This window comes from Halomonas sp. KO116 (assembly GCF_000734975.2).
GTDB classification, from domain to species: domain Bacteria; phylum Pseudomonadota; class Gammaproteobacteria; order Pseudomonadales; family Halomonadaceae; genus Vreelandella; species Vreelandella glaciei.
Genome location: NZ_CP011052.1, coordinates 4,137,019 through 4,159,487, shown reverse-complemented (window position 1 = coordinate 4,159,487; position 22,469 = coordinate 4,137,019). Strand labels below are relative to the sequence as shown.

Here is a 22,469-nt window from a genome sequence, read left to right as displayed (position 1 = left end):
GCGCTCAATGCACCCCATGGAGACTCAAAGCATGAGCGCGTATAATCTTTTTACTAATGAGTCCAGGGCGTGCGCGCCAACGGCAGTGACGGAGGCAGAGAGGCCCCATGTTCCAGAATCTAAGTGAGCGTCTTTCCCAGACGTTAAAGTCGATTAAGGGTCAGGCTCGCCTGACCGACGACAATATTAAAGATACCCTGCGCGAAGTACGCCGCGCACTGCTTGAGGCCGACGTAGCGCTGCCGGTTATCAAGGAGTTTATCGAACGCGTGCGCGAGCGGGCGGTCGGGCAGGAAGTATCCAAAAGCCTGTCGCCAGGCCAGCAGTTCGTCAAAATCGTCCAGCAAGAGCTGGAAGCGATTATGGGCGAAGCCAACGACGGCTTTGTGCTTAAAGGCTCCCCCGCCGTTGTGTTAATGGCTGGTTTACAGGGTGCGGGTAAAACCACCTCTGTGGCCAAGCTGGCCCGCTACCTGCGCGAACGCGAGAAAAAGAAAGTCTTGGTAGTGTCTGCCGACGTTTATCGACCGGCGGCCATCGACCAGCTTGAAACCTTGGCCAAAGAGGTTGAGGTAGATTTCTTTCCTTCCCGCTCTGACCAGCAGCCGGTCGCGATTGCCGAAGCGGCTATCAAACACGCCAAGATTCAGTTTCACGATGTGGTGCTGATCGATACCGCCGGTCGTCTGGCGATTGACGAAGCCATGATGGCGGAGATCCAGGCGCTGCATAAAGCAGTCTCGCCTCAGGAAACGCTGTTTGTCGTCGACGCCATGACCGGCCAGGACGCCGCCAATACCGCCAAGGCATTTAGCGAAGCGTTGCCGCTAACCGGGGTGATCCTCACCAAGGCGGACGGTGATGCTCGTGGTGGCGCGGCGCTGTCGGTACGTCACATTACCGGCAAGCCCATTAAGTTTATGGGTGTCGGTGAAAAGGTTGACGCCCTAGAGCCTTTCCACCCAGACCGGGTTGCCTCGCGCATCCTGGGCATGGGCGACATGCTGTCGTTGATCGAGGAGGCCGAGCGCACCGTCGATAAGTCCAAAGCCGAGAAGTTGGCCAAAAAGGTCAAGAAGGGTGATGGCTTTGACCTGGAAGATTTTCGCGACCAGCTCCAGCAGCTCAAGAAGATGGGTGGTATGGGCGGCCTAATGGGCAAGTTGCCGGGTATGGGGCAGATGGCTGAGATGGCTCAAGGCCCTGGGCCTGAGAAAGAGCTGGGCAAGTTGGAAGCGCTAATTAACTCCATGACGCCTAAAGAGCGCCGCAAACCCGATATTATCAATGGTTCGCGCAAGCGCCGCATTGCCTCGGGTGCCGGCCTGCAAGTGCCTGATCTTAATCGTCTGCTCAAGCAGCATAAGCAGATGCAGAAGATGATGAAGAAAGCAGGCCAGAAGGGCGGCATGCAGAAAATGATGCGCGGCATGTCCGGCATGATGGGCGGCGGTGGCCCAGGCGGGCCCGGAGGAATGGGCGGACCCGGCGGTATGGGTGGCCCAGGCGGATTGCCGCGGCGTTAAAACACTAACAGTAACGTGCTGATGCGCTTGGTGAGGTTGACGGCCTGTGAGTTTTCTGGCTGTCAGGCTTTCCAAGCCGAGCGCATTTGCGTAGAATGCGGCCTCTTCATGCGTGGGTGTTGCCTAAAATACGTTAAAAACGTAGCGGTAACAGTCTCAGTGAAGGCCTTAATGGTACTAAGCATGCCTTATGCGGGCTTAGCGCCAAGAAAACAGCACGAAGAGTGTTCCGATAGCGGTTTGCGCTAACAACACACTCTCGTAACCTCAACCGAAGGATAGTTATCGTATGGTTACCATTCGTTTGGCCCGTGGTGGCGCCAAGAAGCGTCCCTTTTACCACCTGACCGTTACTGACTCTCGTAACGCCCGCGACGGTCGTTTCATCGAGCGTATCGGCTTCTTCAACCCGGTTGCCCGTGGTCAGGAAGAGCGTCTGCGCGTTGACCTAGATCGCGTTGTTCACTGGCAGAGCCAAGGCGCCCAGTTGTCTGGTCGTGTTGCTGAGCTGGTTAAAGAAGCACGCAAACAGGCGTAAGCCTGCATTGTGGGTTCTGTAATGTGACATTAGATGAATGCTGGGTTAGCTGAGGTCGTCAATGACGCGTTTTGAAATAAGCCAAACTGACGACACGCATGTGGTGCTAGGCAAGCTGACTAGCCCTTATGGGGTGAAAGGTTGGCTCAAGGTGTACTCCTACACTAGCCCGATGGACAGCATTCTCGAATACCCGGAATGGTGGGTGCGCCAAGGTGAAACCCTTAAGCGCATGAGCATTGTTCAGGGGCGCCGACAGGGCAAGGGAATTGTAGTGCAGCTTGAAGGGGTCGATGACCGTAGTGCGGCGGAAGCATTAGCCCAAACGGACATTCTGATGCCCAAAGAAACACTACCTAAGCTTTCTGACGGCGAATACTATTGGCATGAGCTTGAAGGCATGACGGTCTTCACTCAGGCTGGCGAGCGGTTAGGGCGGGTAAGCTACCTGTTTGAAACCGGCGCCAACGATGTCATGGTGGTTCGCGGCGATTCAGACGCAATCGACAAGCGCGAGCGACTGCTGCCATTTTTGCCAGATGATGTCATTGTTGAAATCAGTTCCCAAGAGGGCCGTATGGTCGTCGATTGGGATCCTGAGTTTTGACCAAACATATGAACAGTTTGAGCAATGATGCATCTACCGACTCAACTGAGTTGGATAGTGGCAACGTTCCGTCAACGGAGAGTGAAGCAGTAGCGCCTGCAATGTGGATTGGGGTTGTATCGTTGTTTCCCGAAATGTTCGACGCGTTAACGCAACAAGGCGTGGTCGGGCGAGCGGTAGAGAAACAGCGTATCGCACTGGAGTTTTGGAACCCGCGGGATTACGCCACTGACCGCCATCGTAGCGTAGATGACCGCCCTTATGGCGGTGGTCCAGGCATGTTGATGAAAGTCGACACTCTGCGCTCAGCAATCTTTGCGGCTCGTGAGCGGGCGCAACAAGCCACTGGCTTATTGCCGACGGTGATCTATCTATCGCCTCAAGGGCGCAAGCTGGATCAGCAGGGCGTTCAAGCACTGGCTTCCGCCGGGCCTTTAGTGGTCGTGGCAGGGCGCTATGAAGGCATTGATGAACGCGTGGTGGAGAGTGACATCGATGAAGAGTGGTCGATTGGTGACTATGTGCTGAGCGGCGGTGAGCTGCCGGCGATGGTGCTGATCGATGCAGCGGCAAGGCTGATACCCGGCGTGCTGGGCCATCAGGATTCCGCTGTCGAAGACTCGTTTAATGACGGTCTGCTAGACTGCCCGCACTATACTCGTCCGGAAATAATTGACGGGCGCCAAGTGCCAGATGTGCTGCTAAGCGGTAATCATGCAGCTATCAAGCGTTGGCGATTAAAGCAGTCGCTAGGCCGGACATGGCAACGCCGTCCAGACCTGTTGGAAGGGCGAACGTTAGATGCCGAACAGCGCACGCTGTTAAATGAGTTTATCGAGGAACACGCTCTGTCCACTAAGTAAGTTGTTATCAACTGCTTAAACCAGAGCGGCGGTGCAGGGCGGATACGGCAGTGGCTTACGTAGAAGTCTATGTTTGAATAACTAGCCAACGCACCTGTGTCACCCATAACGACTCCCGCGAAGCTCGTTTCGAGCGCCGGGATCACGGCTTCCGCCACCCATGATTGAGCGGTTAAGCCAACACGTTATTCAGGAGTATGAAGATGAGCAGCAAAAGCAAAGTGATCCAGGCGATCGAATCTGAGCAAATGGGCAAGGAAATTCCTCCCTTTGCCCCCGGCGACACCATTATCGTTCAGGTAAAAGTAAAAGAAGGCACCCGCGAGCGTCTGCAGGCGTTTGAAGGTGTGGTCATCGGTAAGCGTAACCGTGGCCTGAACTCCGCGTTCACCGTGCGTAAAATTTCTCACGGCGTTGGCGTTGAGCGTACCTTCCAGACCTACAGCCCGCTGGTTGACTCGATTGAAGTCAAACGTCGTGGTGATGTGCGTCAAGCCAAGCTTTACTACCTGCGCGAGCGCAGCGGTCGTTCTGCACGTATCAAGGAAAAGCTGGCTTAAACGCCACTGTTCCGTGGGCGTACGCTGTGCTTCTATACGCGTGGCGCCCAGATACCAAGACCCCGTCACCGCTTTGCGGGGCGGGGTTTTGTTTATACAGCTGCTTGATAAAAAACAGCCGGAGACTGCTGCCGTATGAGCGTGATTGATGCTTTCCTGGATGCCCTCTGGCTCGAACAGGGCGCCAGCGATCATACGCTAGCTGCCTATCGGCGTGATTTAACCGCGTGGCAACGTCATTTGGAGCGCCATGGCGAAGCGCTGCTGGCGCCACCGCCGGAACGGATTAGCGAATGGTTTGCCAGCCGCCGGGAACAGGGCTATCAACTGCGTAGCAATGCCCGACTATTATCGACGCTGCGCAGCTTCTATCGTTGGGGGCGTTTAAACAACCAAGTGGCGAGCGATCCGCTCACTGATATCAAGCTGCCGCGCGTCATTCCTGGTTTGCCTAATACGTTGGAAGAAGACGAAGTAGAGCGCCTACTTATGGCGCCAGATACGGAGACGCCTTTAGGCGTGCGCGATCGTGCCATGTTGGAGTTGCTTTACGCCTGTGGCCTACGGGTATCAGAGCTGGTGGGGCTGACCGGTGATGCCGTCAACTTGCGCCAAAACGTGGTGCGGGTGCGCGGTAAAGGCGATAAAGACCGCCTGGTGCCGATGGGGGAAGAGGCTGCGGATTGGATTGCGCACTATATGGAGACCGCGCGGCTGGCGCTGATGAGCGACCCGACACGCCCAGCGCTATTTCCGGGCCGGGGCGATAAAGCCATGACTCGGCAGACGTTTTGGCACCGCATTAAGGTGCATGCCATCACGGCAGGAATTACCCGGCCACTGTCACCACACACACTTCGCCATGCATTTGCGACCCATTTATTGAATCATGGGGCCAATTTGCGGGTCGTACAGCTGCTATTGGGTCATAGTGATTTATCGACGACTCAAATTTATACCCATGTGGCCCAAGCGCGCTTGGAAAGCTTACATGCAGAACATCACCCACGAGGTTGAATTGATAATGCGTCAACGCCGTTTTTTAGTATTCCCATTACTGATCGCGGGCAGCCTATTACCCGCTGCCGCTCAGGCCGATGCGATAACAGACCGCCTGTCAGAATCCCTTAGCGTTAATGGTCAGGCGATGCCCGTTGAAGCGGTGACGGAGACGCCCATGAGTGGCGTTTACCATGTGCGGCTGGAGAGTGGCGAGTCTTTCTACTCCAACGCGGACGGTAGCCACTTCCTGGTCGGCGACCTTTATGAAAATGCATCTGATGGTTTAGTCAATCTAACCGAGCAAGAGCAGAATCAAGCGCGCGCCGATGCGCTGGCGGCGGTGCCGGAAAGTGAGTTAGTGGTTTTCCGCGGTGCCGATGAACCCAAAGCAACGGTGACCGTGTTTACCGATCCTAGCTGCCCTTACTGCGCCCGCTTACACGACACCATCCCCGAACTCAATGAGCGCGGCATCGCCGTTCATTACATGGCGTTTCCACGTGCGGGCATGGCCAGTGACGCTGGCAAGACGCTGCAACAAGTATGGTGCTCGGACAACCGTAGCGAAGCGATGACCCAAGCCAAAGAAGGCCAAGCTATTGCAAGCTCGGCCAATTGCGACAACCCCGTGGCAGGGCAGTATGAGCTGGGCAAGGCCTTGGGCGTGCAGGGTACGCCAGCGATTATTTTGCCCAATGGGCAGCTCGTCCCTGGATTTGTGCCACCCGAGCGGCTCACCGCCATGTTAGGCTTGGATGACGACTGACATAAGCAATAGTGCCGCGCATATAAACGGCACATTATGTTGAGCAATTGATTTAAGAGGCGGCACCTGCAGGTGCCCAACACAGAAGGGGAAGTATTTTGAAACCGGTGAGAGTAGGTATTTGTGGTTTAGGCACTGTCGGTGGCGGCACCTTTAATGTATTGACCCGCAACGCTGATGATATTGCGCGTCGCGCTGGCCGCCCTATTGTGATTGAGCAGATTGCTCACCGCAGTATTCACCCTGACTGCGATATTACCGGCATCAATGCTACCTCTGATGTGTTTGAAGTCGCCACCAACCCTAATGTCGATGTGCTGGTGGAGTTAATTGGCGGTTACGATATCGCTCGCGAACTGGTGCTGACGGCGATCGCCAATGGCAAGCACGTGGTCACCGCCAACAAAGCGCTGATTGCTGTACACGGCAATGAAATCTTCAAGGCCGCTCATGAGAAGGGCGTTATCGTGGCATTTGAAGCCGCGGTCGCGGGCGGTATTCCGGTGATTAAATCACTGCGCGAAGGCTTAGGAGCCAACCGTATTGAATGGGTGGCGGGCATTATCAACGGCACCGGCAACTACATTCTGACCCACATGCGTGATGAAGGGCGCGCCTTTGAAGACGTGCTCGCAGAAGCCCAAGCGTTGGGCTACGCCGAATCCGATCCCACGTTTGATGTGGAGGGTATCGACGCCGCGCACAAGTTGACGATTTTGGCCTCGATTGCCTACGGCGTGCCGCTGCAGTTTGAGAAAGCCTTTACCGAAGGCATTTCGCGGATTACCGCGGAAGATGTCGAGCAGGCTGATAACCTTGGCTATGTGATCAAGCACCTGGGTATCTCCAAACGCACCGACCAAGGCCTGGAGCTGCGCGTGCATCCCACGCTGATTCCTAAAGAGCGCCTGCTGGCCAATGTGCATGGCGTGAAAAACGCGATTGCGATCATGGGCGATGCCGTTGGGCCGACGCTTTACTACGGTGCTGGTGCAGGTGCAGAGCCGACTGCTTCAGCGGTCGTGGCCGATTTGCTCGACGTAGCCCGGGATATCTCCACCGATCACCACTACCGGGTGCCTTACTTGGCGTTCAGCGGCATTGACGAAGATGTCAGCCAGCTACCCATCATGCCGATGGAAGACATCATCACCGCTTACTATCTGCGTCTACTGGCGGTAGATCGCCCCGGCGTGCTGGCGCGAGTAGCAACGATCCTGGCCGAACAGGGCATCTCTATCGAAGCGCTGATTCAGAAAGAGGCTACCGAGGGTGAATTGGTGCCGATCATTCTGCTGACCCACCGCACCAAAGAGAAGCAGATGAACGAAGCGATTCGTGAAATTGAGTCGATGGCCGATATCGCCGGGCCGCTAACACGCATTCGCGTGGAAAGCCTGGACGAAGGGGAGTAGCCCAGATGCGCTATATCAGCACGCGTGGGCAGGCGCCTGCGCTCTCTTTTGAAGAAGTAGTGCTTACCGGCATGGCCAGCGACGGCGGACTGTATGTGCCGGAGACGCTGCCTGAGTTTTCCCGTGAGGAGCTCGCCGATATGGCCGGGCTCTCCTATGCGGAGATCGCCTTTCGGGTGATGAAGCCGTTTGTGAACGGCGAGATCGACGACACGACGTTCCGTAGCATTGTGACCGAAGCCTACGCGACGTTTAATCACGATGCGGTCGTGCCGCTTAAGCAGCTAGATGCCAATCACTTCCTGCTTGAGCAGTTTCATGGGCCGACGCTGGCGTTTAAAGATGTGGCGCTTCAACTGTTAGGCCGCTTGCTGGATCACTTCCTGAAAAAGCGTGGCGAGCGCGCGGTGATCATGGGCGCGACGTCGGGTGATACTGGCTCTGCAGCGATTGAAGGCTGTCGCCACTGCGACAACTTGGATATTTTTATCCTGCATCCGCACAACCGGGTCTCGGAAGTGCAACGCCGTCAAATGACCTCGGTACTGGCCAATAACGTCTTCAATATTGCCATCGAAGGCAATTTCGACGACGCCCAGGCGATGGTCAAGGCAAGCTTTGCCGACCAAACGTTCTTGAACGGTACACGTCTGGTGGCGGTGAATTCGATCAACTGGGCGCGTATTATGGCCCAGATCGTTTACTACATCGCCTCAGGCGTTGCGCTGGGCGCACCGCACCGCGAGGTGAGCTTCTGCGTGCCCTCCGCCAACTTCGGTAATGTGTTTGCAGGCTACATGGCCTACAAAATGGGCCTGCCGGTGAAGCAGTTCATCATCGCTACTAACGCCAACGATATTCTGCACCGTACGCTGGCCGCCAACGACTTCTCCAAAAAGGAGTTGGCGGCTACTTTGGCTCCCTCTATGGATATCGTGGTGTCGTCTAACTTCGAGCGGCTGCTGTTTGATGCTTACGACCGCGACGGTATGGCCGTGGCAGCCCTGCTTGAGCGTTTCCAGCAGGAGCCTACGGCCTTGGCCGACGCACCGCTTGCCAAGCTGCGCGAGAAGTTCGCAAGCTACAGCGTGGACGATGCAACGATTCTGGAAGTGATCCGTGACGCTCATAAACGCACCGGTGAGATGCTCGATCCGCATACGGCGACCGGTTATATTGCCGCCGAGCGCGCCCGCGCTGATCAGTCAACGCCGGTGATTACCCTGGCGACGGCGCATCCGGCCAAGTTTGCCGAAGCCGTGGTGAAAGCGGGCTTCCTGGGCGTGCCACTGCCGCCGCATATGGAAGACCTGATTGAGCGCGAAGAGCGCTACACAGTGCTCCCTGCGGAACTTGCCGCCGTGCAGCAGTTCGTTGCGGAAAACCGGCGTTAACGAATTAATGGCCTCAGTGACTGATTTACCCCATCGCACGCTGTCGTCTAGCAAGAGCGAGCCGCGCTTAGAGCCTCGTCCAGTGGATGAGGCTCTCTATGCCCGTGCCCAGGAGGAGGGGCTAAGCGAACTGCAGGCGCGTTTGCTGGCCTCGCGCTTACCGGGCTACAGCGGTGAGTTGCTACCGTTAATTGCACCTAGCCTGCGTTATTTGGCCCACCCGGAGAAACTGGCTGACGGTCGCCGCGCCGCTGAGCGCATCGCTCAGGCGGTGGCAGAGGGTGAGGCTATCGGCATTCTCACCGACTACGACGTGGATGGCATTACCTCCCACGTGGTGATCCGGCGCACGCTGGTGGAGCTGTTTGGGGTGCCGGAAGGCAAGCTGCACAGTCTGATCGGCCATCGTATTAACGACGGCTACGGCATCAGCTTGCCGCTGGTAGAGCGCACCCTGGCGCAAAAGCCGTTTCCGACCCTGGTGATTACCGCCGACTGTGGCAGCTCCGATGAGCCACGGATTGCGCGCCTAAAAGCGGCGGGTATCGACGTGGTCGTCAGCGACCACCATGCGCTGCCTATCGAGGGGCCGCCCTCTTCTGCTTATGCCTGCGTAAATCCTACCCGCTCGGACTGTGACTATCCTGACAAAACCATCGCCGGCTGTATGGTGGCATGGCTATTGATGTCGCTTGCGCGCGGAGTATTGATCGAGTGGGGAGCGCTGCCGGATTCAACACCTAAACTGTCGCCCTGGCTCTCTTACGTCGCGCTAGGCACGGTAGCGGATTGCGTTTCCCTGGGTGGCAGCCCCGCCAACCGCGCGGTGGTTAATCATGGTTTAACGCTGATCAATCGCATGGACGCCGCGTGCTGGCGCGCCATGGCCACGCGCTTAGGCGCCGACAGCGTGCCGTTTAACGCGGAGACGTTAGCGTTTCAGATGGGGCCGCGTATCAATGCCCGCTCGCGGCTGGACGACCCCTACGCGGCGCTGCACTTTATGCTGGCCGAGAACGATGGAGTCGCCAATCGCCAGCTCGACGTGCTGGATCAGGATAATCAGTCCCGTAAAGCAATTGAGGCCGATATGGCCGCCGAGGCGCGCACTCTCGCCACAGCGGCTCTGGACGCCGACGAGCCCGCCGTGGTGGTGCTGCTTGAAGACGGGCACCCCGGCGTACAGGGTATCGTCGCCTCGCGGTTAGTGCAGGCCTACGGGCGCCCGGCACTGGTGCTAACTCAAGCAACAGCACCGGGCATGCTCACCGGCTCTGGCCGCTCAATTGACGGACTGCACCTGCGCGATGCTCTTCAGCGTACCTATGAGCTTGCTCCCGAGGCGTTGCCACGCTTTGGCGGCCATAGTGGCGCGGCAGGGGTAGGCGTGCCACGGGATCAGCTTGACGCCTTTAAAGCGGCTTTCTTGAGGGCTGTAGGCGAGCAGTTGGAGGGACGAACGCTCTATCCGCGCCTATGGACGGATGGCGAGCTCTCCACGGCACAGCTTTCGCTGACCACCCTGCAGGAGATCGAAACCCTTGGCCCCTACGGGCGTGAATTCGACCCGCCGCTATTTGAAGGCCGCTTTATTGTCGAGGCGCTGCGCCCGGTGGGTGCCGACGGCGCGCACCTGATGCTGGAGCTCTCCACTGGCCCGGTGACCTGCAAAGCGATCTGGTTTCGTGCGTTAACACCGGGGGAGCTGCCAGGGTTTAACGTGGGCGATACGCTGCACTGTGCCTATAAGCTCAATCGCAACCGCTGGCGCGGCCGCGAGACGCTGCAGTTAATGGTCGAGCATGCCAGCGCTATCTAAACTAGCCACTTAACAACCTCAACAGCCTAAGTAAGGACGCTCCCATGCGTGTTGAAGATTTACCCAAGGATCAACATCGTCCCTATGAAGATGTGATGGCGATGCTGCTGGGCACGTTCTTTGTCGCATTGGGGGTGACCTTTTACACCCATGCGGTGTTGCTGACCGGCAGTACGGCAGGCTTGGCGCTGCTATTAAGCTATATGACCAGCAGCGTGACCGGCTGGGGCTTTGGGGTGTACTTTTTTGCCATTAACCTGCCGTTTTACTACTTGGCGGTTAAGCGCATGGGCTGGAGTTTTACCCTACGTACCTTCGCCGCTATTGGTCTGGTATCGCTGTTTTCGGAGCTAACCCAAGGCTGGGTGCAGTTTGCCAGCGTGCCCTCGATCTACGCTGCGTTAATGGGCGGCGCGCTGATGGGCATCGGTATGCTGATGCTGTTTCGTCACCGCACCAGCCTTGGCGGTATCAATATTCTCGCGCTCTACTTGCAGGATAAACATGGCCTGCGTGCAGGCTACGTTCAACTGGCCATTGATGGCGTTATCCTGCTGATTGCGTTAACGCAGCTACCGCTGGATCGCGTGGGTTATTCGGTACTAGGGGCGCTGACGCTCAATCTAATTATCGCCCTGAACCATAAGCCAGGGCGCTATATTGGAGTGAGCTAAAGGCGTTTAGCCAAGCCAGAACCACCACACTATTAGCATGATGAGTCCCAGGCCTGCCAAATTGATCAATAAGCTCATGAGGCGTCCTCCTGGCTGGCTTTCCACAGCCGCAAGCGGTTGGCGTTACTCACTACGGTGATGGAAGAGAGTGACATGGCAGCGCCCGCTATCATCGGTGAGAGCAGCATGCCGGTGATCGGGTAAAGCACCCCCGCCGCGATGGGAATGCACAGCAGGTTGTAGCCAAAGGCACCCACCAGGTTCTGTTTGATATTGCGTAGCGTGGCGCGACTGATCTCTATCGCAGACGCCACCCCGTGCAGCGAGCCACGCATTAGCGTGATGCCCGCGCTCTCAATCGCCACATCGGTGCCTTGACCAATCGCAAAGCCCACATTTGCTCGGGCCAGCGCTGGGGCATCATTGATGCCATCGCCCACCATGCCAACGATTTCCCCCGCCTGTTGACGGCGCTCGATCTCGGCGTGCTTGTCTTCAGGCAATAAGCCTGCGCGAAACTCATCAATGCCCACTTCCCGGGCAATAGCTTTGGCGGTATGCTCGTTATCCCCGGTTAACATCACGATGGTTAAGCCGTCTTTTTGCAGGCGCTTGATCGCGGCAATAGTATCGTGACGAAGCGGGTCGCTGATGCCAAACAGGGCGGCCAGCTTGCCATCCACCGCTAGATACACCAGTGTGCGGGCCTGCTCCTCCATAGCGTGGGCCTGCTCTTCACCTGCTTTGAGATCCACTCCAGCCTCGCTTAACAGGCGTGCATTGCCCAGCAGCAGCGCTTTGCCGTCGGCGGTTTGGGCTTTTACCCCGCCACCGGTCACACTGTCGAAACCATTAATCTCGGCAGGGGCAGCGTTGTGTTCATCCGCATAGTTCATTAACGCCGCTGCCAGCGGGTGTTCAGAGCTGCGCTCAAGTGCGTTCACCAGCGCCAGTACGGTGGATTGCTCCACGCCAAACATTTGTGCATCGGTAACGCTGGGCTTGCCCTGGGTGAGCGTGCCGGTCTTATCAACGACTAGCGTGGTCAGCTTGCTAGCGGTTTGCAGCGCCTCGCCGCTACGTACCAGTACCCCGTGCTCTGCCGCTTTACCGACGCCGATCATGGTCGAGATTGGCGTGGCCAGGCCCAGCGCGCAGGGACAAGCAATGATCAGCACGGTGGTCGCCGTCACCAGCATATGGATCACCTGGGGAGCGGGGCCTAGGTTGAACCACACCAGGGCAGTCAGCACGGCAATAATCATCACCGAGGGGACAAACACGCTGGAGACCTGGTCGGCGAGCTCACCAATCGGAGGCCGCGAGTTCTGAGCGCTCGCCACCTGCTCGGTAATCTGGCCCAGCCGGGTGTCGGCGCCTACTCGCGTTGCTTGATACACCAGCCCACCGCGGCCATTCACCGTGCCAGCGCTGACGCCATCCCCCTCACGTTTCGCTACCGGTAGGGGCTCGCCAGTAAGCATCGACTCATCAATATGGCTTTCGCCTTCGGTTACCTGGCCATCCACAGGCAAGCGTTCGCCGGGCCGCACTCGAACTTGGTCGCCTGCTTGCACGGCATCAATCTCAATTTCCTGCTCATGGCCGTCGCGAATAACCCTCGCTGTTCGGCTCTGTAGGTCAAGCAGGCGCTTTAAAGCATTGCTGGTCCGGCCGCGGGCGCGCAGTTCCATGGCATTGCCGAGCAGAATCAGCCCGATCACCATGGCGGAGGCTTCAAAATAGATGCCTTGAGCGACTTCCGGCAACCACGGGGCGAACAGCACCACCGTCATGGAGTAGAGCCAGGCAGTGCCGGTGCCTATGGCAACCAACGTATCCATATTGGCTTGGCGATGCTTAAATTGCTTCCAGGCGTTGACGAAAAAGTGTCGCCCAGGGAAGGCCATAATGCCCAGAGTTAATAGACCAATCACCAACCAGTAGAGACGCCCCAGCCCCATGGGATGAGGGTGGAAAAACAGCATGCTAACCATGAGTGGAATCGCCAGTGCCAACGAGATGGTGCTGCCGCGTAGCCGTTTTTGGTAGGTCTTGGCATCCTGCTCTGCCCGGGTGCGTTCGGCTTCCCGCATATCCACAATCGGCTCGGCACCATAGCCCGCTGACTCAACGGCGGCGATTAACGCTTGGGTCTCGGCACTGCCAAACACCTGGGCGGAGTGGCTGCCAAAGTTGACGCTGGCGGTGTCCACACCCTCGGTACGTTCAAGCGCTTTCTGAACGCTGTTGACGCAGCTGGCGCAGGTCATCCCGCTAATTGCCAAGCGCTGTTTCTTGCTTTGCCCTTGAGAATGGGAGTGAGCACTTGCGGTTTTTTCAGCTTCGGCATCAGCGGGTGCCGCGGTTTCTGGCTGCTTATCAGCATCGTCTGGGGCTGCTTCCTCCAGCGCTGCTTCGCCTGGCGGGTAGCCCGCCGCGGTCAAGCGTTGATCAAGCTCGGCGTCGGTTAGAGTCGAAACAACCTCGAGGCGTTTTTCGCTAGGCATGCCGGTGACGTCTGCTTCAGGGTCACCACTTTGAATCGCCTCGCGCATACGCTTGACGCAGCCCTGGCAATTCATGCCGGGGATGGTTCGCGTGGTGGCTCCATTGGCAGGGCTTACGCTTGAGGCGGCTTCGGTAGAGGCGTCGCTCATGGGGTCTCCTTGGTAGACGTGGCGTCAGGAAAACTCTCAATCAGGCGGCACACGCTGTGGCCGTCGGGGGAACCGTCGGGCATCTGCTGCCAGCTCTCCATTGCCTGTTCCATTCGTTCGGCTAGCGCTTCCAGCTCGGCAATACGTGCGCGAATTTGTGGCAGGCGGCTGGCAAGTAAGTCGCGTACCAAGGGGCAGGGGGAATCGCCTTGATCGGCATGAGTGAGGATGTCGCGAATTTCCGCCACGCTAAACCCTAGTTTGCGCGCCCGCTGGATAAACCGTAGCCGCTCTAAGTCGTTATCTGAAAATAGCTGATAGCCGTTATCCGGGTGGCGCTGAGGAGCAAGTAGCCGCTCACGAGCGTAGTGGCGCACGGTCTCCGCAGTAACCCCGCCACGTTTGGCAAGCTCGTTAACTTTCATGGCCTGTTCTCCCGACCGATTAAATAGTCACTATTGAGTGTAGAACCTATGGGTTACCCATAGGTCAAGGGTGCCTTTATTCAATCAGCTGAAATGACTAAAACACTGATTTAAAACGGTCGTGCGACTAATGTATAAGCCAGAAATAAAATAAAACGAACGTTTGCCCTTGAACCTTTGGCTCAGTTGCGAGAAAACAGTCATGTAAAAATAAAGAGGGTGGATCGTCGGTATCCACTGGATCATCGGGAAGAGAGGCCCACTATGAATAATAAATTTAATAAGCTCACCCTGGCTGCTGCCATTACGGCCGCTTTCGCTAGCCAAGCCCACGCGGGCGGGTATCAAATTAACGAGCAGAGCGTGAGTGGGCAGGGTTATGGCCATGCCGGGCGAAGCTCTAACATCCATGATGCAACCATTGTGTACGGTAACCCGGCGGGTATGTCGTTTTTGGATCGTGCGCAAGTGACGGTTGGGGGAACCTATCTAAACGTAAATACTGATCTTTCTAATGTCGAAGCTAGCCGCTTTATTGATTCGGGTGTGGCCGCTGGCGGGGCCCCCAATGGCAATCAGATTCCCATCGGCAGCATTCCTGGGGGGAATGATGGCGATATGGTGCCAGGTACTCCCATTCCTTTTGCATTCTATGCGCAGCCAGTGACTGATCAGTTAGCGTTTGGGTTCGGGGTCTATGCACCCTTTGGCTCCAAAACCGACTACGAAGATGATTTCCAGGGACGCTATTTTGGCGACTATACCGAAGTCAAGGTGATCAGTGCGCAGCCGACGGTTTCTTATCGCTTTAATGATCAGTGGTCGGTTGGTGCGGGTATTACCTATAACCAAGTGGAAGGTGAACTGCGTCGCCAGCTACCCTCTGAAGCTACGTTTAATCCAGCTACCGATATCGACTCGCGCGTTGACGGCGAAGACGAAGCGTGGGGCTACAACTTAGGCGTGATCTATCGCCCGATACCCGAAACCACCTTGGGTCTGACTTACCGTTCAAAAGTGGACTACACATTGGAAGGGGATTTTAGCGCTACCGATCCCCAGGGTAATGTCCTTCGCTCAGATACCGCGAACCTGGATTTAACCACCCCGGAGACGGTTAACTTCTCCGTAACCCAGCAGATGACCGATCGTCTCAAACTGATGTTCGGGGCGTCCTGGGTTCGCTGGAGCCAATTTGATCAAATTTTGGTTACCGGTAGCCAAGGCGATACGATTACCCAAGAAGTTCAGAACTATTCAAACGCCTGGGCGTTTGCCACCGGCGGCGAGTATCAGTTAACGAAGACATTAGCGCTTCGTGCTGGGGTAACGTTGGACTTTACACCCACCAATGATGAAGACCGCAGCGTGCGTATTCCTTCTGACGATCGGCGTATTTTCTCGCTGGGGGCAGGATGGAGCCCAACGCCTGATATGACCATTGACGTGGCGTACTCCTATCTCACGGAGCGAGGCACCTTTGTTGAACAGGATCGTAACGACCTGCTCCAAGGTGCAGGCGGCGCGTCCTACTCAGCCGACTACAAAAACGAAGCCCACGGTTTTGGTGCGCAGTTAACCTATCGCTTTTAAGCTTTAGAGAGCTAAACCCCAATGAAACCCGGCGCACGCCGGGTTTTTTTATTGCCTTGTGACAGGCCATTGGATGCGGGGCGTGTCGGCTTTCGTTACACTATGCGCTTTTCTGATCGATACACCTCTGTACGACCAGATACAGACAAAGCTAGGGCGATCCCATGTTGGAAACCAACCCGATTCACAACCAGATCAAGGACCTGTCTGAGCGGACAGACGTTCTTAGGGGGTATCTTTGACTATGCCGAGAAGAAAGATCGGCTAGAAGAGGTCACCCGCGAACTGGAAGACCCCAATGTCTGGAACGATCCAGACTACGCGCAGAAGTTAGGCAAAGAGCGCTCCTCCCTCGAAGCCATCGTGGCGACCATTGATGACCTTGAGCAGGGCCTGGGCGATAGCCGGGATCTGTTAGAGCTTGCCGAGATGGAAGAGGACGAAGGCACCGTTGATGAGGTGCGCCATGAGCTGGACGGCATGCAAGCCGCGCTGGAGAAGCTTGAGTTTCGGCGCATGTTCTCCGGTGATATGGATCCAAATAACGCCTATCTGGAAATTCAGTCCGGTTCCGGTGGTACGGAAGCCCAGGATTGGGCCAATATTTTGCTGCGCATGTATCTACGCTGGGCAGAGAGCCACGGCTTTAAAGCCGATATCACCGAAATCTCTGCGGGCGAAGTGGCGGGTATTAAGTCGGCCACCGTGCATATCCAGGGCGATTACGCTTTCGGCTGGCTGCGTACTGAAACCGGCGTGCACCGCCTGGTGCGAAAAAGTCCGTTCGATTCCGGTGGCCGTCGGCACACCTCCTTTGCCTCGGTATTCCTGTCCCCGGAAATTGACGACAGTTTTGAAGTGGAAATTAATCCCTCGGACTTGCGTGTTGATACCTACCGCTCAAGTGGTGCAGGCGGTCAGCACGTTAACACTACCGATTCAGCGGTGCGGATCACCCACGAACCGACCGGCATCGTAGTGGCCTGTCAGGGCCAGCGCAGCCAGCACGCCAACCGCGACTTTGCCATGAAGCAGTTAAAGGCGCGGCTCTGGGAGCACGAGATGCAGAAGCGCAACGCCGCCAAGCAGGAGGCCGAAGACTCCAAGGCGGATATCGGCTGGGGCAGCCAGATCCGTTCTTACGTGCTTGACGACCAGCGCATCAAGGATTTGCGCACCAGCGTGCAGTCCAGCAATTGCGATAAAGTGCTCGACGGGGATATTGATCAATTTATCGTTGCTAGCCTAAAGCAAGGTTTGTAATTTTTTTTAGCGTTTGAACATGAACAGGGTGCCCCATGGCTAACCAAGACGCGTCTCCTGCAGACAACGAAAACCACCTGATCGCCGAGCGCCGTGCCAAGCTGACTGCTCGCCGTGAGCGCGCCGCTGAGCAGGGAAAGAGTGCGTTTCCCAACGATTTTCGCCGCGACAGCTTAACCGTTGAGCTGCAAAATGCCTTCGGCGATAAAGACAAGGCCGAGCTGGAAGCGCTGGATCACCACGCTGCGGTGGCCGGTCGTGTGATGCGTCAACGTGGCCCCTTCATCGTCATTCAGGACGTGGCTGGGCAAATCCAGCTCTACGTGGATAAAAAGGGCCTGCCCGCCGACGTACTGGAAGACGTTAAAAGCTGGGATATCGGTGACATCGTTGCTGCCCACGGGCCGGTGCATAAATCTGGCAAGGGCGATCTGTACGTGATGATGAAGGAGGCGCAGCTGCTCACCAAGAGCCTGCGTCCGCTGCCGGATAAGTTTCACGGCCTCACCGATATGGAAGCCCGCTATCGCCAGCGCTATGTGGATCTGATCATGAATCCGCAGTCGCGCAAGGTGTTTGAAACCCGCGCAGCGGTGATCAGCTCCATGCGACGTTTTTTTGAAGCGCGCGGTTTTATGGAAGTAGAGACGCCGATGCTCCAGCCGATCCCCGGCGGCGCGGCGGCACGGCCGTTCATTACCCACCACAATGCGCTGGATATCGACATGTATCTGCGTATTGCGCCAGAGCTTTACCTCAAGCGTCTGGTGGTGGGCGGCTTTGAAAAAGTGTTCGAGATTAACCGCAACTTCCGCAACGAAGGGTTATCAACGCGCCACAACCCAGAATTCACCATGGTGGAGTTCTACTGGGCGTACGCGGATTACCGCGACCTGCTGGATATGACCGAAGCCATGCTGCGCACCGCGGCTGAAGAAGTGCTCGGCAGCGCGGTGATTGAGTATCAGGGAGCGAGCTACGATTTCGGCAAACCTTTTGCCCGCTTGACGCTGCGTCAGGCGATTCTTGATCACGGTGACGGCATTGCCGACAGCGATTTGGATTCGCTGGAAGCGGCGCGGGCCACTGCTGAGAAACTCGGCATCAAGGTCAAGGAGAGCTGGGGCCTGGGCAAGGTGCAGACGGAAATCTTTGAAGAGGTGGCCGAGCACAAGTTGGATCAGCCCACCTTTATCACCGAGTACCCGGCTGAAGTGAGTCCGCTTGCTCGGCGTAATGACGCGAATCCCTTTGTCACCGACCGCTTTGAGTTCTTTGTGGGCGGGCGCGAAATCGCCAACGGGTTCTCGGAGCTCAACGACGCCGAAGACCAAGCAGAGCGTTTCCGCGCCCAATCAGCGGAAAAAGACGCTGGCGACCTGGAGGCGATGTACTACGATGCGGACTATGTGCGCGCACTGGAGTACGGCATGCCGCCTACCGCGGGAGAAGGTATCGGTATTGATCGTCTGGTGATGCTGTTTACCGACAGCCCTTCCATTCGTGATGTGCTGCTGTTCCCGGCGATGCGCCCCGAAGTGGTTTAAACCATTCGATAGCGGATGAAAAGTTGGTAAGGGCGCGTTATAGCGCCCATAATGGTCAACGTTTCGACGGCGAGGAGAATCCCATGAAACTGCTTAACCGCTCCGCACTGAGCGTCAGGCCGACCCAGCCCTTTGTGGACTGGATCAACGCGCTGGAACCCACCATGGGAGACGACGACCTGACCCTGGACGACGTCGAACGTGAAAGTACCATTTATCTGATTCCAGAGATGGATACTCCAGAGGCGCTGGAAACGTTTGTGCGCGAGCGCTGTGTGGAAATTCTCGAGACTGAGTTGCGCGCTTGGGAAGAGGATGAGCGCCAGTGGCCGGACAAGATAGATTGGGCACTGTTTCAAGAATTTGTGCGCGTTGAACATAGCTACCTAGCAATTGATTTGGACGACGAAACAGCCCTTGAGATTTCCGAAGTCGATGATGCATTGTTATTAGACAGTGAGCAGGATTAGCGTGCTAATATTTTAGGCAAGCTCAGTGCTGCCTGCGCGGCTGTTTGATACAGCCATTTAGCGCACTAGGAAACCGGCTTAGGCCGGTTTTTTTGTTTTCAAGTTAATTGTTTTGAAAACAATGGCTTTGAAGGCGGCGGTTTTGAAAATAAGCATTCTGAAAACAATGGTTTTAGCCGTTTCGTTTAGGAACACTCTTCCCTAGGACTTCGCTATGCGACTGTTTGAAACCCGCCCTGGCGACGATGGCCTGCCTGGGCCTGAGCGTGCCTTGGCCGTGCTGGCGTTGGTAACCGGTACCTTAATGGCGGTGGTGGACACCACCATGATCAATCTGGCGCTGCCCACCATCGCCGCGGATTTAAATGTGTCGGCATCTCGTGCGGTATGGATCACCAACCTCTTTCAAGTGGTCTGTGCGGCGTTTTTACTCGTGTTTGCGGGCATCAGTGAGCTGATCACACGGCGCAGGCTTTACCTGTTCGGGCTGGCGACCTTTGTTGCCGCTGCGCTGGGGGCAGCGCTATCGCGTAACCTGGAAACGCTGCTGGTATTTCGCGCTTTCCAGGGGCTTGGCGCCGCCGCGACGCTCTCCATTGGTCCGTCGCTGTATCGGGCTATTTTCCCTTCGCGATTGCTGGGCAGTGCGCTTGGCTTGAGCGCGTTGGTGGTGGCCGGTGGCTACGCCGCGGGGCCCACATTGAGCGGTGTGATCTTGTCCTTTGCTGATTGGCCCTGGCTGTTTGCTTTAAATGTGCCGCTAGGTCTCTGTTCGCTTTGGTTGGCCAAGCGCGCCTTGCCGCGTGAAGAGCCGCGCAAAGGCAGTTTTGATGTAGTTGGGGCGCTGCTCTCGGTCGTTATGCTGGCCAGTTTCTTTATTGCCATGGACGCTGTGAGCCACGCCGCGCCGATTTGGCAAAGCGGTGGCTGGGCGCTCCTGACGGTGCTGGCCTGTGGCGGTTTTATTGCCCGCCAGCGGCGTGCGCCTTATCCATTACTGCCGCTTAGCGTATTTGCCGAGCCGCGCTTTACACTGGCCGTTTCTGCTTCAGGACTTGCCTTTATTGGCCAGGGTCTTACGTTTGTTGCCCTGTCATTTTTCTACCAGGAACAGATGGGGTTTTCACCGCTGGAAACCGCTTGGCTATTCACTCCTTGGCCGCTGGCTATCATGTTCGTTGGTCCTGTGGCCGGGCGCCTAGCCGACAGGATCAATCCCAGCATCCTTTCCAGCACAGGGCTTAGCTTGCTGATCATTGGCCTGATTGCGCTGGCGTTAGTTGATGAGTCGACCGGTGTAGCCGGCAGTTTATGGCGCACCGCGTTATGCGGCATTGGCTTTGGGCTGTTCCAGCCGCCCAATAATCGCGAAATGATGGGTAGCCTGCCGCCGGAGCGTAGCGCTAACGTTTCGGGGGTAATGAGCACAACACGCACGGTGGGCCAGTCGTTCGGCGTTGCTCTGGTTGGCGCCGCCCTGGCGTTAGGGTGGCCAGTGCAGGTAACGCTCTGGTTGGGGGCGATAACCACGCTGCTAGCGCTATTGGCAAGCGTTGCACGTATGCCACTGGCAAGGCGTGCATTACACGCTCGTCGGGCATCGTCTGCCGGGCAGTAAGCGCGTACAATAAAGTGGTTTGTGATCTCAAGGAGAACCCCATGACGCTGCAGACACAGATTGAGCAGAAGTTAGCGGCACTCGCGCCCGATGTGCTGCAGGTTGAAAACGAAAGCCACATGCACAGCGTGCCCGCGAACTCTGAAACCCACTTCAAAGTGACGCTGGTAAGCGATGCCTTCGACGGTATGATGCCGGTGAAGCGCCACCAGCAGATTTATGCGCTATTGGCCGATGAGCTGTCAGGGCCAGTGCATGCCCTGGCGCTGCATCTTTATACGCCCGCCGAGTGGCAGGCGCGTGGCGGAGAGCGTCCGAATTCGCCCAACTGTCGTGGCGGCGGAAAGTGAACCAGGAAGTTATTCGGCGCCACTATCTGGACGCCATGGGCATTACCGCCTGGGGCTCGCGCTACCAACTTCCCAATGCACTGCCTACTGAAGCCTGCGAGTGGGACGATGTTGCGCCGGCACCTACGCCACCCCGGGAGCGGCTGCAGGCGTTGTTGGATGATGCCCCTGCGCCAAGGCGGAACGCGCCTGAGCCTCAGGCGTCAGGCGAGGCTATCGCCTCGCCTTCGGCGGTACGCGCGTTGTTACTGAAGGATAAGCCCAGCTCAGAAAAATCGGACCAAGCCAAACAGAGCCAAACCAAGCAGGTTAGCGCCCAATCCGATACGGCTGAGCCTACTGCTGATGCAACACTTGCTACGCCAGCCAAGCCCCTTAAGTTCTCCCTCTCCTGTCTATGCCTTAATGGCCGCTGGCTAGTGCTACAAGCGGGCGAAATGAGTGCGCTTGAGCAGCAGTTGTTGGCTAATCTACTTCAAGCAGCGGCCATTCAGCAGAGCGCGTTGCCGGAGGTAACGCACTTTACCTGGCCGCAAATGACCAACGCCTTTGCTGTTGAGGACCCACTAGATGAAGCGCGTGAAGGGTTAGCGGCCTTTATTGCAGGCCAAGTAAGTCGGCAGGAGTGGCAGCTAACCCGGCTGCTCTGGTGGGGCGAGCTGGGCGCTGAACAAGCGCCGCTAGATCGTATAATGAACGTGAACGAAGGCCAAAGTCACACGCTCTCGCTGCCTGTATGGCAGGGCCCCTCGCTTGCTGCACTTCTCGACGGCACCCGCAGTAAGCGCGATCTATGGCCAGAGCTGCAGGCCTTAAACCAGCAGTGGACCCGCGATAGTTCACCCGGCGCTGAGCCAGCAGTTTGATGATCACTGAACTTAGCGTTGAGCATCTAGCCTTATTGAAGGCACTGGAGGGTCAGGCACAAAGCGGTACCTCCGACTCGCAAATGCTGGAAGCGCTGGGCAGCCAAGACACCTGTGTAGTGGGCTGGTGGCAGGATGAAAAGCTGCTGGGTTACGCCATCGTGGCGCGACTGCCGTTTGAGGCGGAACTTCAAACGATAGGGGTTGTGCCTGAGTGCCGCCGAAGTGGGGCGGGCTTTGCATTAATGGAAGCCGTTTTAACGCAGGCTAAGCGCTGGTCAAGTGAGCGTCTGCTGCTGGAAGTGCGAGTGGGAAATCTAAACGCTATTCGGCTCTATCAGCGCATGGGGCTTACCGAAGACGGGTACCGGAAAGGATACTACCCGGCTCAGGCCGCTCATTCGGCCCAAAGCGACCCGGCGGCACAAAGTACCGCCGGGCGCGAGGATGCACTGCTGATGTCGCGAACCCTCTAAGCTGGTCGTGAGACTCTGTCGGTCGCGAGTGGCGTCG

At 57.0% G+C, this 22,469-nt stretch carries 21 protein-coding genes; 19 read left to right on the top strand and 2 right to left on the bottom strand.

Going from position 1 to position 22,469, the window contains the following annotated elements; genetic code table 11:
• Positions 1–107: 107 nt before the first annotated feature.
• The 11 genes from ffh (at position 108) to KO116_RS18965 (ending at position 11,164) form a co-directional block, all read left to right on the top strand.
• A complete protein-coding gene (ffh, locus tag KO116_RS19015; RefSeq protein WP_035564973.1) occupies positions 108–1,526 on the top strand; it encodes a signal recognition particle protein in 1,419 nt (472 codons plus the stop codon).
• A gap of 289 nt (positions 1,527–1,815) precedes the next feature.
• Positions 1,816–2,064 carry a 30S ribosomal protein S16 gene (rpsP, locus tag KO116_RS19010; RefSeq protein WP_007111767.1) on the top strand — a complete coding sequence of 83 codons (249 nt, stop codon included), beginning with the start codon at positions 1,816–1,818 and terminating at the stop codon, positions 2,062–2,064.
• Positions 2,065–2,125: 61 nt separating this feature from the next.
• Positions 2,126–2,671, top strand: coding sequence for a ribosome maturation factor RimM (gene rimM / locus KO116_RS19005; protein ID WP_008958728.1), 546 nt, complete (start codon positions 2,126–2,128; stop codon positions 2,669–2,671).
• A gap of 101 nt (positions 2,672–2,772) precedes the next feature.
• Positions 2,773–3,534 (top strand): tRNA (guanosine(37)-N1)-methyltransferase TrmD, encoded by a 762-nt coding sequence (gene trmD, locus KO116_RS19000; RefSeq protein WP_035564970.1) that lies wholly within the window; start codon positions 2,773–2,775, stop codon positions 3,532–3,534.
• Between the two features lie 203 nt (positions 3,535–3,737).
• Positions 3,738–4,094: a 50S ribosomal protein L19 gene (rplS, locus tag KO116_RS18995; RefSeq protein ID WP_035564967.1), complete on the top strand. Its 357-nt coding sequence runs from the start codon at positions 3,738–3,740 to the stop codon at positions 4,092–4,094.
• Between the two features lie 135 nt (positions 4,095–4,229).
• The gene (xerD, locus tag KO116_RS18990) at positions 4,230–5,111 is read left to right on the top strand and encodes a site-specific tyrosine recombinase XerD (protein WP_035564965.1); all 882 of its coding nucleotides are present in this window, start codon (positions 4,230–4,232) and stop codon (positions 5,109–5,111) included.
• Positions 5,086–5,862: a DsbC family protein gene (locus KO116_RS18985; RefSeq protein WP_035564962.1), complete on the top strand. Its 777-nt coding sequence runs from the start codon at positions 5,086–5,088 to the stop codon at positions 5,860–5,862. Before xerD ends, KO116_RS18985 begins: the two co-directional genes overlap by 26 nt.
• Before the next feature lie 98 nt (positions 5,863–5,960).
• Positions 5,961–7,277, top strand: a complete 1,317-nt coding sequence (locus KO116_RS18980; RefSeq protein ID WP_035564959.1) for a homoserine dehydrogenase — start codon at positions 5,961–5,963, stop codon at positions 7,275–7,277.
• A gap of 5 nt (positions 7,278–7,282) precedes the next feature.
• A complete protein-coding gene (thrC, locus tag KO116_RS18975; RefSeq protein ID WP_035564956.1) occupies positions 7,283–8,671 on the top strand; it encodes a threonine synthase in 1,389 nt (462 codons plus the stop codon).
• A 7-nt stretch (positions 8,672–8,678) separates the two neighbouring features.
• On the top strand, positions 8,679–10,490 hold the full coding sequence (locus tag KO116_RS18970; protein WP_035564953.1) for a single-stranded-DNA-specific exonuclease RecJ: 1,812 nt from the start codon (positions 8,679–8,681) through the stop codon (positions 10,488–10,490).
• Between the two features lie 44 nt (positions 10,491–10,534).
• Positions 10,535–11,164, top strand: coding sequence for a YitT family protein (locus tag KO116_RS18965; RefSeq protein WP_035564950.1), 630 nt, complete (start codon positions 10,535–10,537; stop codon positions 11,162–11,164).
• A gap of 74 nt (positions 11,165–11,238) precedes the next feature.
• On the opposite strand, the gene KO116_RS18960 is transcribed toward KO116_RS18965, so the two are convergent.
• Entirely contained in the window at positions 11,239–13,824 is a 2,586-nt protein-coding gene (locus KO116_RS18960; RefSeq protein WP_035564947.1) for a heavy metal translocating P-type ATPase, read from the bottom strand.
• A complete protein-coding gene (locus tag KO116_RS18955) occupies positions 13,821–14,249 on the bottom strand; it encodes a MerR family transcriptional regulator (protein ID WP_035564945.1) in 429 nt (142 codons plus the stop codon). The genes KO116_RS18960 and KO116_RS18955 overlap by 4 nt, the downstream gene beginning before the upstream one ends.
• 264 nt (positions 14,250–14,513) lie before the next feature.
• Here KO116_RS18955 and KO116_RS18950 point away from each other — a divergent pair, with 264 nt between their 5' ends.
• The 8 genes from KO116_RS18950 (at position 14,514) to KO116_RS18915 (ending at position 22,432) form a co-directional block, all read left to right on the top strand.
• Positions 14,514–15,842: an OmpP1/FadL family transporter gene (locus KO116_RS18950; RefSeq protein ID WP_035564943.1), complete on the top strand. Its 1,329-nt coding sequence runs from the start codon at positions 14,514–14,516 to the stop codon at positions 15,840–15,842.
• A 164-nt stretch (positions 15,843–16,006) separates the two neighbouring features.
• A protein-coding gene (gene prfB / locus KO116_RS18945; protein WP_144408613.1) for a peptide chain release factor 2 occupies positions 16,007–17,105 on the top strand; the annotation gives its coding sequence in 2 pieces (ribosomal slippage) (positions 16,007–16,081 and positions 16,083–17,105; 1,098 coding nt in all).
• Between the two features lie 35 nt (positions 17,106–17,140).
• Positions 17,141–18,652: a lysine--tRNA ligase gene (lysS, locus tag KO116_RS18940; protein WP_035564939.1), complete on the top strand. Its 1,512-nt coding sequence runs from the start codon at positions 17,141–17,143 to the stop codon at positions 18,650–18,652.
• A gap of 83 nt (positions 18,653–18,735) precedes the next feature.
• Positions 18,736–19,122: a hypothetical protein gene (locus KO116_RS18935; RefSeq protein WP_008958714.1), complete on the top strand. Its 387-nt coding sequence runs from the start codon at positions 18,736–18,738 to the stop codon at positions 19,120–19,122.
• Positions 19,123–19,336: 214 nt separating this feature from the next.
• Positions 19,337–20,740 carry an MFS transporter gene (locus tag KO116_RS18930; protein WP_035564936.1) on the top strand — a complete coding sequence of 468 codons (1,404 nt, stop codon included), beginning with the start codon at positions 19,337–19,339 and terminating at the stop codon, positions 20,738–20,740.
• Positions 20,741–20,781: 41 nt separating this feature from the next.
• Positions 20,782–21,090, top strand: a complete 309-nt coding sequence (locus KO116_RS18925) for a BolA family protein (RefSeq protein ID WP_035564934.1) — start codon at positions 20,782–20,784, stop codon at positions 21,088–21,090.
• Positions 21,087–21,956: a hypothetical protein gene (locus KO116_RS18920; protein ID WP_035564932.1), complete on the top strand. Its 870-nt coding sequence runs from the start codon at positions 21,087–21,089 to the stop codon at positions 21,954–21,956. The genes KO116_RS18925 and KO116_RS18920 overlap by 4 nt, the downstream gene beginning before the upstream one ends.
• Complete coding sequence (locus tag KO116_RS18915) at positions 21,956–22,432, top strand: GNAT family N-acetyltransferase (RefSeq protein ID WP_035564928.1); 477 nt, start codon at positions 21,956–21,958, stop codon at positions 22,430–22,432. Before KO116_RS18920 ends, KO116_RS18915 begins: the two co-directional genes overlap by 1 nt.
• Positions 22,433–22,469 lie beyond the last annotated feature (37 nt).